The organism is Pantoea sp. CFSAN033090, from assembly GCF_001264395.1.
Taxonomy (GTDB): domain Bacteria; phylum Pseudomonadota; class Gammaproteobacteria; order Enterobacterales; family Enterobacteriaceae; genus Pantoea; species Pantoea agglomerans.
The window spans coordinates 21,184-33,700 of the sequence record NZ_LGYX01000015.1 but is presented as its reverse complement, the minus strand read 5'-3'; the positions used below and the strand labels follow the sequence as shown (position 1 = coordinate 33,700).

Below are 12,517 nucleotides of genomic sequence, written 5' to 3'. Positions count from 1 at the left end.
GAGAGTTGACCATGAAAATGAAATTAGCTATCGCTGCACTGAGTCTGGCATCTCTGTTCTCAGTGGGTGCTAACGCCGCCAGCCTGGTGTCCAATGAACAGGCACAGGGTCTGCAGCCAATGAATCAGACCATCAGCATTGGTGGACGAAATGGCGACCAGACGCATATCCGTCAGGTGCTGTCAGAGAAAGCGGATGCCCAGGGCGCAAGCCACTATCGCATCATCGAAAACAACCAGGATAACACCTGGCATGTCACCGCTGAGCTTTATAAATAATTAACCGTGATGACGCCTGAAGGGCGTCAGAAGATATCGACGACCCGCCTTTACGAGTAACCGCAGGTTGTTGAATGTATTGAGGAGATAATCATGAATATTAAAACAACCATCGCTACAGTCAGTCTGCTTTCCGTTATGACGTTCGGCGCATCAGCCGCACAGCTGGTCACCGGCGATCAGACGCAGAACCTGCAGCCTGCGGGCACCGTAACCATCAGTGGAACCGCGGGATCGCCAATGGATTACCGCGCTGAGCTTTCTCAGAAAGCGGATGAACAGGGTGCCAGCGCCTATAAAGTTATTGAGGCGCGCACCGGTGATAACTATCACATCACCGCACAGCTTTATAAATAATTCCTCGTCAGATGTATGACGAACCCTTTGGCCCCGCTCGCCGGGGCCTTTTTTCATCTGACGTTTTATCTGACATTAAAGTGAAGCTGACCTTCCAGCTCCTCTTCCGCTTCATCAAATAACAGAATCAGCGCGCCATAACGCCGTCGCTGTCCCCTGCCCAGATTAACAAACTCAATCTCCAGCGGCAGCGGTAACAGATCGCCCGTCACCACATCCCATAATCCATCCAGATCGCAGATGCGGCGCTCCTCCAGCGCAAATCGCTCGCTGAACTGGCGGAAGAAATGGGCCTGATCGACAATTTCATTAAAATCAAAACGCTCGATTTTCATGCTGACGGCTCCCATGCTCCGTCTGCGGGCGACCTTCGCCGCCCGTTACTGTCCGCTAGCTCAAACCGCCCAGGTGCAGCGCTTTGACCTCCAGATACTCTTCCATGCCGAGTACCGAACCTTCGCGGCCCAGCCCCGACTCTTTCACACCACCAAACGGCGCCAGCTCGGTTGATACGGCACATTCATTAATGCCAATCATGCCGCTTTCCAGCGCGGCTGAAACACGGAACACCCGCTGCAGATTCTGGGTGTAAAAGTATGCGGCAAGGCCGAACGGCGTATCGTTAGCGCGACGGATGACCTCATCTTCATCATCAAAGCGGAAACAGGCAGCCACCGGACCAAAGGTCTCCTCCTGCGCGAGCTGCATCCCTTCGTGCGCCTCAGTAATCACAGTGGGCTGCCAGAAGTTGCCACCCAGCGCATGTCGCTCGCCACCCGCCAGTAATTTGCCGCCTTTTGCTACCGCATCATTGACGTGCTGCTCAACCTTTTCCACCGCCGATGCCTCAATTAATGGCCCGACAATCACGCCCTCTTCCATGCCGTTGCCCACCTTCAGCTTGTTCACTTCGGTAGCCAGCTGCTGAGTAAAACGATCATAGATAGCATTGTGAATGTAGAAGCGGTTTACGCTGACGCACACCTGGCCCGCATTACGGAATTTGTTGGCAATGGCGCCCTGTACGGCGGCATCAATGTCGGCATCGTCAAACACGATATAAGGGGCATTACCCCCCAGCTCCATCGACACTTTTTTCATGGTTTCGGCAGCATTGCGCATCAGCAGCTTGCCCACCTGGGTGGAGCCGGTGAACGAGATTTTACGCACCGCTTTGCTGGCCATGATGGCATCGCTGATAGCATGGGTATCACCGGCTACCGCATTCAGTACACCATCAGGCACGCCTGCCTCCTTCGCCAGCGCCAGCAGGGCAAAGGCGGAGAGTGGCGTGTTATTGGCAGGTTTAATAATGCCGGTGCAGCCGGCAGCCAGAGCTGGCCCCAGTTTGCGGGTCAGCATCGCCATCGGGAAATTCCACGGCGTAATGGCGGCCACAACGCCAATCGGTTCGCGGGTTGCCAGAATACGGGAGCCGGGTTTAGCTGGCGGAATAATCTCACCATTGGTCCGTTTCGCCTGCTCGGCGAACCACTGAATAAAACTGGCGGCGTATTCTACTTCCCCTTCCGCCTCTTTCAGGGGCTTGCCCTGTTCGGTCGTCATCAGCTGTCCCAGCCAGCGCTTGTTCTCAATGATCAGCTGGTACCAGCGAGTGAGAATTTCAGCGCGCGCTTTTGCAGTCTGCGCCCGCCAGGCGGGAAATGCGCGCTCCGCTGCGGCGATAGCCTGTTCCGTTTCAGCTTTACCCGCTTTTGCCACCTGTGCAATCACCTCACCGGTCGCCGGATTGGTCACGTCAAAGGTAGAAGCCGCCTGATGCCACTGACCGTCCGCTAAATAACCGGTCCGGAACAGTTCGCTCTCTTGCAGTGATTTCATTGATTCGCTCCTGTCAGTTTTGCTCTTCCGTCTGGAGAGTATAGTTGGCAAAAGCGACAGATTTTGTGATGGGTGGGGATTGAGCAGGCCGCTGCAGGTCACAGCGGCCAGATTCAGATTTGGATGAGCGTGTTCTGGTACTTATCCAGCATCATAGCCAGTCGTTTTACCGGTTCCGTTACGCTGGCGGGAGCCTCGTAATGGGCCAGTTTTTCCTGATAGACATCCAGCTCTTTAAGCAGACGTTCAAAGTAGTAACGCCGCTTGTCATCGCTGCTGGCGGAGATCACCCGGTCAGCGGTGTAACGCAACTGCCGGTGATAAGCAGAGAGATCGGCATTCACCGGCACTTCTGCGTCGCGTAACCGCTGATGACCGATGATCAGCGTCAGGGCGATGCGATATTTGTTGATATCGCCCGGAAACAGGTTCAGCAGCAGAAACAGTTGCTGATAGAGCGCTGGCAGATGGTTTTCACGCCGGCGCGCCTGATTGGTCGTCATGGCAGAGACAGCCGCATACATAAAGCGGTTCAGCAGCTTGCGGCCGGTACGCGCTTTTGATTTATCACGAATCAGCAGGATCACCATCATCGCCACGAAGCAGCCGATGACCTGGCCCAGAACGTTATCGAGAAAGACGTTAATGTGGAATTCCATCGGATTATCCAGCACCAGAACATTAAGGGTGCCAATCAATGCCCCCAGCGTGCCGAGCTGACGCCGCTGAATGAAGATACCACCGATAAAACCGAGCAGGCCGATTGCGATGCAGAGCAGCAGTGCGCTCTGCTGCGTCGCCGGGAGAACATACATAAAGTAGAGCGCGCCCAGCGGAACCGCGACCGTCATGCCGTAGAGAAAGTCCTTTGCCATCATCAGCGGGTTGGGCATGCGCATCGCCAGCGCGGTGATGACAGCCAGCATGACCATGCAGCCACTGCCAGAGGTCCAGCCGGTATAGAGCCAGAACAGCGAACCCAGCGCGGTCGCCACAAAGGTACGGATACCGTTGATCATCGCATGATGCGTTTCAGCGGAACGCGCCTGGATCACCACTTCGCGCTGCAGAATCTCCTCTTCCAGCGAGGTGATCCGGCTGTTGCTTTTGATCCCTTTCAGCAGCAGCAGATATTCGGTAGCAGTGCCTACCCAGCTGGCCAGCGTGACCGGCGTTGATTTGCCGCTGGCACCAATCACCCGCCGCATCACTTTCATCCGCTTATGCACCTCTTCAACGGTCGAGGCTGGTTTTTCAACCATCAGACGATACTGGGGCGGAATGTAATCAGGACGGGAATTCTGGATCAGAAAGGTTTCGGCTGCCTGTGTAATCAGCGTCAGTGACAGCGTATTGAGCATCTGCAAACGGCGATTGCTGTTCTTCCAGCGTGAGGATTCCATCATCAGCTGGCTGCGCATGCTGTTCAGCGCCGTGGTGCGCCGTACCAGCGCGCTCCAGGCTTTATCGACCTCTTCTTTATCACCGTGAGCGACGCAGAGTTGCAGCAGGTTATAGTGTGCCACCAGCAGCGAATCGACCTCAGCGTCGATCACTTTTTTAATCGAACGGGGTGAGAAAATCATGTCGGCCAGAATGGCGCACAGGATGCCGAGTACGATTTCACTGCAGCGCTCTACCGCATATTGTGGCACCAGCGTCAGACCGCCGCTGGCGTTAGCCGTCACCACAATAATCAGCGCGGTGTAGCCCGCCAGTCCGAGCGCGTAAGAGTTTTCTACCTTGATCAGCGAAGAGAGCCAGACGCAGAGTCCTGCCCAGATGCAGCACAGCAGCAGCATCACGACCGGTGCACGCACGGTGGCAATCATGATGGTCAGCGCGGCGATACAGCCAATAAATGTCCCGATAATACGCAAAACGCCGCGATAGCGCAGCGCCCCGGAATAGGGGTCCCCCCCGGCCGCAAACGCGGTACCGCCAGCCACGATACCGGCGGTCATCACCGCCCAGCGCGGCGTTTCAAGGTTAAAGTGAAAACCCACCATCAGCGCTAACACCAGCGCAAAGGTGAGCTTTACCGGGAACCGCAGGAACTCGATCATATCGCCCTCTTAACCAAACTCACGCAGGCGATTAAACAGTCGGACCATCGGTGAAACCTGTTCAGGCTGACGATCGGCCTGACCGGTGATCACCACTGTCGCTGTCGTGCCCGCCGGGAAGCGATTGCCGGGCTGCTGATCAAGCCGGATGCGAACCGGCACACGCTGCGCCAGACGGACCCACTCCAGATTGGAATCTACTGTGGCCATGCCTTTGCTGTCGACCGAGCTGCTGCTGTTGGTGACGCCAGCCGCCACACTGTCTACGGTGCCACGCAACACGATGTTGCTGCCAAGTGGGGTCACTTCTGCGCGGAAGCCCTTCTCCACGCCGTGCAGTTTGGTCTCTTCCAGGTAAGCCAGTACATAGAAGGAGTGCTGCTGAACCAGCGCCACGGCAACCGAACCACGGGTAATAAACTCACCCTGGTAGACATTCAGGTTGGTGACCCAGCCATCGGATGGCGCTTTCACCGTGGTGCGCTCAAGGTCAATCTTCGCCAGATCGCGTGTCGCCACCGATTTCGCCAGCTGGTGCTCGCTGGTTTGCAGATCGTTATTGGATTGCTCGATAGCCTCGCGCGACATGGCGGAGGTGCCCAGCTGGTTACGGCGCCCGGCTTCGCGACGTTTCTCACTGACCAGTGCCTGATAATATTCAACATCCGCCTGCGCCTGATCGAGCGCTTTTTGATAGCGCGGCCGGTCAACCACAAACAGCGTATCGCCCTTCTTCACCAGCTGGTTGTCGTGTACCGGAACCTCGGTAATCAGGCCGGTGACGTCAGGGGAGATCGCCACCACGTCAGCGGCGAAACGCGCATCACGGGTCCAGGGCGATTCGGTATAGAAGACCCAGGCACGGAAAATAATGACCACTGCGATGATGACCAGCAGGATAGTAATCGCGTAGCGCGCGATTTTTCTTATGAGTGCTTTCACTTAAACCTCAGACTAATAAACGGGAGACAAGGTAAAACACACAGCAGTAAAGCGCTGTATTAAAAAGTGCCGGATGCCAGACAAGATCGTAGATACCGCTCGGCGTAAGCACGCGTTTCACTAACCAGAACAGCATCAGTGAAATAATAAGTTCGATGAAAATGGGCGGAAAAGAGAGCCCAAACATGACAAATACCGGAAGCACACTCATCACAAATCCTTAGTTCGACCTTGCCGGGATACTCATGCCTCTTCAGATGTCGCAGGAAAACCCTCTGGAAGCGTTATCCGAACCGCAGCTGGCTTAATAATAGCGTATCATCGAAGGGTATCAGGCAATGAAGAATCACCGGGAAATACCCCGGCGCGCTTATAATAACGCGCCTGACTATAAGTTTTCTACAGAATGTGATCTAAATCACTTTTAAGTCAGAGTAAATAATGGAACGACTGAAAGGCATGTCTGTCTTCGCTAAAGTGGTCGAACTGGGTTCGTTTACCGCTGCGGCGCGTCAGCTTCATCTGAGCGTCTCATCAATCAGCCAGATCGTCGCGAAACTGGAAGATGCATTGCAGGTAAAACTGCTGAATCGCAGTACCCGCAGTATCGGGCTGACCGAAGCGGGCAAAATCTATTATCAGGGCTGCCGCCGTATGCTGGCCGAAGCGACGCAGGTGCATGAACAGCTTTACGCTTTTAACAATACGCCCATAGGCGTACTGCGAATTGGCAGCTCCTCTACCATGGCGCAGAACGTGTTAGCCGGCATGACCAGCGATATGCTGCGGGAATATCCGGGGCTGAGTGTGAATCTGGTCACCGGCGTTCCGGCCCCGGATCTGATCGCGGATGGTCTGGATCTGGTGATTCGGGTGGGAGCGTTAAAAGATTCCAGCTTGTTTTCGCGTCGCCTGGGTGCGATGCCGATGGTGGTGTGCGCCGCAAAAAGCTATCTGGCGCAGCATGGTACGCCGGAGAAGCCGGGTGATATCGATAATTTTTCCTGGCTGGAATATAGCGTACGGCCCGACAACAATTTCGAACTGATTGCGCCGGAAGGATTAGTGACACGCCTGGCACCGCAGGGACGTTTTGTGACCAATGATTCCCTGACGCTGATTCGCTGGCTGAAGTCGGGCAATGGCATCGCCTATGTGCCGATGATGTGGGTGATTGATGAGATCACCGCAGGCGAGATCGATATTTTGTTTCCGCAGTATCAGTCCGATCCGCGCCCGGTCTACGCGCTCTATACCGAGAAGGATAAGTTACCGCTTAAGGTGCAGGTCTGTATCGATTATCTGACCGGCTATTTTGAACAGGTGGCTGAACAGTATCAGCAGCACCGTAAAAGCTAACAATAAATTGTTGACAACATCTGTCCCGACCAGCTGTAAGACCCAGCCAGCGAAGGAAACACGGTCAGATCGGAAAGACGCAAAATCCGTCATCCCTGACACGCTCGGCCCGCGCCATCCGTGGCGCGGGACGCTTTCCTCCTCTGCCCGTGTTCCCTGCGCTTTCAGCTATTGCATTGCTGCCAGGTTCATCCGGCTATGGATTTGTCAGCATTCTGACAACCCGCCGGGCGGCGGGTTGTTAGGGTCACATCAGGCGGTGCCGCCGATGGTCAGTTTATCCAGCTTCAGGGTCGGCTGACCGACACCGACCGGCAGGCTCTGCCCCTCTTTACCACAGACGCCGACGCCTTTATCCAGCGCCAGGTCATTACCCACCATCGAGATCTGCTGCATCGCTTCGATGCCGGAACCAATCAGCGTTGCGCCTTTAACCGGTTTGGTGATTTTGCCGTTCTCAATCAGATAAGCCTCTGAGGTTGAGAAGACAAATTTGCCGGAGGTGATATCCACCTGACCGCCACCAAAGTTCGGCGCATAGAGGCCATACTCAACGCTTTCAATAATATCCTGCGGTGATGACTTGCCAGCCAGCATATAGGTGTTGGTCATGCGCGGCATCGGCAGATGCGCGTAGGATTCACGACGTCCGTTACCGGTAGGGCTAACCCCCATCAGTCGCGCATTCAGCTTGTCCTGCATGTAGCCTTTCAGCACACCATTCTCAATCAGCATGTTGTACTGACCGGGAACGCCCTCATCATCTACTGCCAGTGAACCGCGCAGCCCTTCAAGGGTGCCGTCATCCACCACGGTACAGAGGTCAGACGCGACCTGCTGACCGATTTTACCGCTGAACACCGAGGTGCCACGGCGATTGAAGTCGCCTTCCAGACCGTGACCGACCGCTTCATGCAGCAGCACGCCCGGCCAGCCCGCACCCAGTACCACCGGCAACGCACCAGCGGGTGCGGCCACGGCGGAGAGATTCACCAGCGCCATACGCACCGCTTCACGCGCCCAGGCGTCAGCGCGGACTTCGCCATCTTCATCTGCCAGGAAAAACGCATAACCGGTACGCGCACCGCCGCCGCTTGCGCCGCGTTCACGTTTGCCCTGATCTTCCACCTGGACACTAATAGAGAGGCGAACCAGCGGACGGACATCTGCCGCCAGCGTGCCGTCAGTCGCGGCTACCAATACCTGCTCGTAAACGCCGGTCAGGCTGGCATTGACTTCCTGCACGCGCGGATCAGCCGCACGAGCCACTTTATCAACGCGATGCAGCAGGGCAATTTTGTCTTCACGTGTCAGGCTGCTCAGCGGATCGATAGCCTGATAGAGCGAACGGTTCATCACGGCAGAAAGCGTGTGTGCCTTGCCATTTCCCTGTTCGCGTACGATGCTGCGTGCGGCTTCAGAGGAGAGACGCAGTGCATTCAGCGTGATCTGGTCTGCATAGGCGAAGCCGGTTTTCTCCCCGCTGACCGCACGCACGCCCACACCCTGATCGATATGGTAGGAGCCATCTTTAATGATTTTGTCTTCCAGCACCCAGGATTCGTGAAAGCTGGACTGAAAATAGAGATCGGCATAATCCAGACGACGTTCTGAAAGCTGCCCTAACAGGGAAAATAGGTCCTGCTGATTAATGCCGTTAGCAGTCAGTAACTGCTCACTTACCAGGTTCAGAGTCATCGTGTCTCACTCATTATGTGCTCAGATAATCATAGCCTGCGGTAATTCCGGTACGGCGTCAAATTCACTTGTTGTCAGTTTCACGCGGTTTACGCAGCACTTCATTGATTTCTGGTTTATCCAGCGGGCCACTGATGTGATAACGCAGCAGCGATATCTTGTTCCACAGGGGTCCCAGAACTTTACTGGCGGCAAACACCGCCGCGCCAATTACCGGATTGATGGCAAAAGCTGTCGCCACACCGACCGAGGCGGATATTTCCGGCGCAACCACCGCTTCCATGTCGATCTGACGCTTCACCAGGTCGAGATTACCCTGCATCGCAATGTCCGCTTCCAGGCCATCCACCAGCAGATTATCGGTGCGCATCATGCCGTTTTCGATCCAGGCGGTGCCGTTAATCGAGTCGAAGTAGAAAGAATTGGTGAAGGTGTCGCTGAAGTCGAAGCGCAGCTTGCGCAGTAGCGCATCAAAGCTCACCAGCCGCAGGATTTTTCCGGCGGCACCGGTATTCACATCGGCGATCTGGCCTTTGCCAAAGTGGGTCTTCAGAGTGCCGCTCAGCGTCTCTGCCGAGGGCTGCCAGGGAGCAGAGCGCCAGTGCAGGTCATAGGCAATATCAAATGGCGCATCGCGCAGCGGCGTGTTGACGCCAAACCAGTTGGTCGCGTTATTAATATTCGGGCCTTTCAGCGAGCCCTTCAGCGAAGTGCGCTGGTCGTCCGGGCGGTTAACCCATTCCCCGTTGATTTTCAGCTGTGAACTGCCAGTATCCACTTTTCCGTTAGTAAGCGCTAACGTATCTCCGCGGGGTTGCAGCATCGCGGAGACCTGACCATATTTCTGACCCAGCACCCAGCACTCTTTACAGCGCAACTGTAACGCGGGCCACTGGCTGAAGTTAATGTTCGTGGCTTTTTGAGGTGGCGCTTTGCCGCCTTTGCCTTCACCGTTATCCCACTGCGGATTGTAGTAAAGGTAATCCAGGTTCACCTGCCACGGTGCTTTCGGGGCCATTGCCAGCGCACCACGCAGCTCTTTAGCCCTGACGCCGACCTGGCCCTTGCCGCCCGCACTCTGAGCCAGTGTCGCTTCAACCTCATGCCATTGCTGCCCGGCCAGGGTGACGGCCGGGCTACGAAGCGTGATATTGCCGGGCAGCGTGACGCCACCCGTTTTGAGGCCGCCGCCTGACTCGCTGCCCCCGGATGCTTCCCCTGCGGCCATCATCGCCACCCAGGCCTCGCCATCCAGCGCGGGCAGGTTCAGTACCATGCCGGGATGATCGGGCAGAGCGGGTGTTTTCTGCGCATCATTCAGCCAGATGCCACGATCGACGCGCAGCGTCGGCTCCAGCAACCAGCGGCTGTTAAAGCGATGGTTTGCATCGACGCTGCCACTGAGATCGAAATGGTGCAGGTCGCCACTGGCCTTGATTGCGACTGGCATCGCCTCACCGGCTTTCTTATCGAGCGGTGCAGGTAAGTGACTACTTACTTCTTTTGCATTACCGTTCAGCGTCACGTCATAACGCGCACCGCCATGATGGGGCAGCGTAATATTGACGTCGCCCTGCCACGGCAGATTTCCGCCCAGCTGCTTGCTGACGGCTGCAGGAACCTGGCTGATTTTCGCGGGCTGCCAGTCGCCCTGAAGTTTGACGTTCACGCCAAAGTCGTCCGGATTCTCTTTGGTGCTGAAACGCACGCCCATTGGCTGACCAAACCAGTTCGCACGCAGATCCTCACTGGCCAGATTGCCGTTGTCGTAACGGAAGCGCCCGGAGAGATTGTTAATGGTGGTTTTTAACGGTTTGATAAACAGCGAATTATTGTTCAGGTCCACATTGCCACGGGCGTGAACCTGCTCACCATCCAGCGGGATATCCAGATTCAGGTGGCCGCCGACGCGGCCTTTGATTTCCAGCTGCTCCAGCGCGGCACCCAGTGAAGGTTTCAGCGGAGTCTGCCCGAAATAGTCCGCGATCTGCTGGCCTTCACCACTGATATCACCCTCAATGATCAGTTTTTCTTTCAGGTAGTCGGGGATGACCGCAGTGACGTTGCGCGCGTCCACCTCGCCCAGTTTCGCCACCGGCGCTTTCATCCAGAGACCGTCATTCAGGAAGTTAAGGTCGATATCGAGATTGCTTAACGCTGGCCATTTGGGCTGAAACGCATAAGTTGCCTGGCGAAGCGGCACCCAGACCTGGAACATGCCATCATTATGCTTGAACGGGAACAGCGCCGGATTACCGGCAAACAGCAGTGTGGCGTTGTCCACCTTGCCCCCCTTCACTGCCCCACTCAGATAGTGCGTCAGGCTGTTACCCAACAGCGGCACCGGGAAGTAGCGCCAGGCATCGCCCGCATCGGTAAGCCGGATACCGGCCAGAATATCCAGACGAGGCTCACCGCCGCTATTCTGCTGGTAGCTGAAGTCGCCGCGCGCCCAGAGCGAGCGTGCTTCCAGGTCAAGATTTTCGCCCGCCAGCGTGAGGCCATGATCATCATTCAGCCAGCGCAGCGCACCGGTCACCCGCTTAATCTCTAACGGAGCCTGGAACATGTCACCATAGGGAACGGTCGCCGCCCCCATATCCACACTGACCTCACCATTGCTCAGGCTGCCGCGCGCTTCACCGCTTAAATGGCTGATGCCCGGCAACAGTTTCCAGTGCTGCCAGCTGAAATCACGCCACTTCACCTGTACGCGGGTTTTTTCAGGCTGCTGTAACGGAATATCCAGCGCCAGGCCATCGATGGTGCCCTGTGGCTGCAGCGTCTGCCAGTTTTCAAACAGTGCCGGTGAGAGCGGCGCAAACAGCGGAACGATCGGCGCAATATGACTCAGCACCAGCTGTGTGGCGCGAACGCGCACTTCCGGCTGACCATCCGGTCCCAGCATCTGCTTATCTTCAGGACGCCATAACAGAGAGAAGTGACCGGCGGGCCAGGCGTGGCCGTCGGTGCTGAGCCGGGTTTGTGGCACATTGACCACCCAGCCATTCTGGAAACGTGACAGATGCGCGGTCAGCCCATCGACCTCAATGCGGTGTCGTCCGGTCTCGCCCTGCCAGCTGGCTCCGCCCTTGCGCAGCAGCAGATCACCGGCGTAGATGTCGCCATCGCGCAGGTTAACCCAGGCCGCCAGGCTAAATCGGGCGCTATCCAGTCGTGTATTGTCACGCACCCAACGGCCCAGCCACGGGCGCATATCGACGTCGTCGGCCTGCATCCAGATGCGGCCATCATTGAGTAAACCGTTGCTGTCGTTAAGATCAAGCCGCACCTGGACCACGCCGTGCTGGCCGGTGAAGCTCGACAGACTGACTTCGCCTTCGGCCCGGTGGCGGTTATCTTCATTGACCCAGGTGAGTCGCGGGATCGCCAGCTCAGCATGCTGACCGGAAGGGGTGCGGAAACGGATGGTGCTGTCACGCAGGTCAAAGTGGTCAAACTGACGCAGGAAGAGTTCGTTTATCTGCGCCGGACGGAAGCTGTTTTTCTCTTTGTCGTTATCCAGCAGCGGGCGATTAGTATCGAGGTGCAACTGCCAGAAGGTCAGATCGCGAAACTGCCACCGCCAGTGCAGCAGGGACTGCCAGACGTCGAGAGCCAGATTGATGCGTTTGATAGTGAGTTTGCCGTTCTCATGCAGATCGACGCTAAGATCGCGAACCTGCAGGGTTGGGCCAAAATTCTCCCATTTACCCTGTAACTGGCTGGCGTTGACCGGCACGCCGCTGCTGTCGGAGATGTATTGCAGAAGGTTGCTGCGATAGCTGTCGAGATGCGGCATCACCAGACGCAATCCGCTGACCAGCAGCGCGACAATCACGATGATTGCCGCGACCAGCAGTAACAAAATCCTCGGCAACTGCCTCACTCACGCCTCTCCTTGTGTTCCGTAAACGACGGATAGTTGGTTCTCATACCCGACCGTCTCCCGATAAAAGCGTTAAAACGCGCATT

The 12,517-nt window shown here is 56.3% G+C and carries 10 protein-coding genes; 3 read left to right on the top strand and 7 right to left on the bottom strand.

Annotated features, from left to right (window positions below):
- Nucleotides 1–11: 11 nt before the first annotated feature.
- Nucleotides 12–278 carry a YdgH/BhsA/McbA-like domain containing protein gene (locus tag AFL22_RS14515; RefSeq protein ID WP_010256074.1) on the top strand — a complete coding sequence of 89 codons (267 nt, stop codon included), beginning with the start codon at nt 12–14 and terminating at the stop codon, nt 276–278.
- Nucleotides 279–371: 93 nt separating this feature from the next.
- The gene (gene yhcN, locus AFL22_RS14510) at nt 372–635 is read left to right on the top strand and encodes a peroxide/acid stress response protein YhcN (protein WP_052271667.1); all 264 of its coding nucleotides are present in this window, start codon (nt 372–374) and stop codon (nt 633–635) included.
- A 65-nt stretch (nt 636–700) separates the two neighbouring features.
- On the opposite strand, the gene AFL22_RS14505 is transcribed toward yhcN, so the two are convergent.
- The 5 genes from AFL22_RS14505 to aaeX all read right to left on the bottom strand — a co-directional run bounded on the left by AFL22_RS14505 (nt 701) and on the right by aaeX (nt 5,696).
- Nucleotides 701–970 carry a hypothetical protein gene (locus AFL22_RS14505; protein ID WP_010256069.1) on the bottom strand — a complete coding sequence of 90 codons (270 nt, stop codon included), beginning with the start codon at nt 968–970 and terminating at the stop codon, nt 701–703.
- 55 nt (nt 971–1,025) lie between these two features.
- Complete coding sequence (locus AFL22_RS14500) at nt 1,026–2,477, bottom strand: NAD-dependent succinate-semialdehyde dehydrogenase (RefSeq protein ID WP_010256067.1); 1,452 nt, start codon at nt 2,475–2,477, stop codon at nt 1,026–1,028.
- Between the two features lie 113 nt (nt 2,478–2,590).
- On the bottom strand, nt 2,591–4,543 hold the full coding sequence (gene aaeB, locus AFL22_RS14495) for a p-hydroxybenzoic acid efflux pump subunit AaeB (RefSeq protein WP_010256064.1): 1,953 nt from the start codon (nt 4,541–4,543) through the stop codon (nt 2,591–2,593).
- Nucleotides 4,544–4,552: 9 nt separating this feature from the next.
- On the bottom strand, nt 4,553–5,485 hold the full coding sequence (gene aaeA, locus AFL22_RS14490; protein ID WP_010256061.1) for a p-hydroxybenzoic acid efflux pump subunit AaeA: 933 nt from the start codon (nt 5,483–5,485) through the stop codon (nt 4,553–4,555).
- Between the two features lie 7 nt (nt 5,486–5,492).
- Entirely contained in the window at nt 5,493–5,696 is a 204-nt protein-coding gene (gene aaeX / locus AFL22_RS14485) for a p-hydroxybenzoic acid efflux pump operon protein AaeX (protein ID WP_010256058.1), read from the bottom strand.
- Between the two features lie 230 nt (nt 5,697–5,926).
- Here aaeX and aaeR point away from each other — a divergent pair, with 230 nt between their 5' ends.
- Nucleotides 5,927–6,844, top strand: a complete 918-nt coding sequence (gene aaeR / locus AFL22_RS14480; RefSeq protein WP_010256055.1) for an HTH-type transcriptional activator AaeR — start codon at nt 5,927–5,929, stop codon at nt 6,842–6,844.
- A gap of 252 nt (nt 6,845–7,096) precedes the next feature.
- On the opposite strand, the gene tldD is transcribed toward aaeR, so the two are convergent.
- Nucleotides 7,097–8,542 carry a metalloprotease TldD gene (gene tldD, locus AFL22_RS14475; RefSeq protein WP_010699816.1) on the bottom strand — a complete coding sequence of 482 codons (1,446 nt, stop codon included), beginning with the start codon at nt 8,540–8,542 and terminating at the stop codon, nt 7,097–7,099.
- 64 nt (nt 8,543–8,606) lie between these two features.
- Nucleotides 8,607–12,431, bottom strand: a complete 3,825-nt coding sequence (gene yhdP / locus AFL22_RS14470; RefSeq protein ID WP_052271666.1) for an AsmA2 domain-containing protein YhdP — start codon at nt 12,429–12,431, stop codon at nt 8,607–8,609.
- Between the last annotated feature and the right edge of the window lie 86 nt (nt 12,432–12,517).

Excerpts from the sequence above, each read along its gene's own strand:
- AFL22_RS14515 (WP_010256074.1), top strand. The coding sequence starts at position 12 with ATGAAAATGAAATTAGCTATCGCTGCACTGAGTCTGGCATCTCTGTTC.
- yhcN (WP_052271667.1), top strand. The coding sequence starts at position 372 with ATGAATATTAAAACAACCATCGCTACAGTCAGTCTGCTTTCCGTTATG.
- AFL22_RS14505 (WP_010256069.1), bottom strand. The coding sequence starts at position 970 with ATGAAAATCGAGCGTTTTGATTTTAATGAAATTGTCGATCAGGCCCAT.
- AFL22_RS14500 (WP_010256067.1), bottom strand. The coding sequence starts at position 2,477 with ATGAAATCACTGCAAGAGAGCGAACTGTTCCGGACCGGTTATTTAGCG.
- aaeB (WP_010256064.1), bottom strand. The coding sequence starts at position 4,543 with ATGATCGAGTTCCTGCGGTTCCCGGTAAAGCTCACCTTTGCGCTGGTG.
- aaeX (WP_010256058.1), bottom strand. The coding sequence starts at position 5,696 with ATGAGTGTGCTTCCGGTATTTGTCATGTTTGGGCTCTCTTTTCCGCCC.
- aaeR (WP_010256055.1), top strand. The coding sequence starts at position 5,927 with ATGGAACGACTGAAAGGCATGTCTGTCTTCGCTAAAGTGGTCGAACTG.
- tldD (WP_010699816.1), bottom strand. The coding sequence starts at position 8,542 with ATGACTCTGAACCTGGTAAGTGAGCAGTTACTGACTGCTAACGGCATT.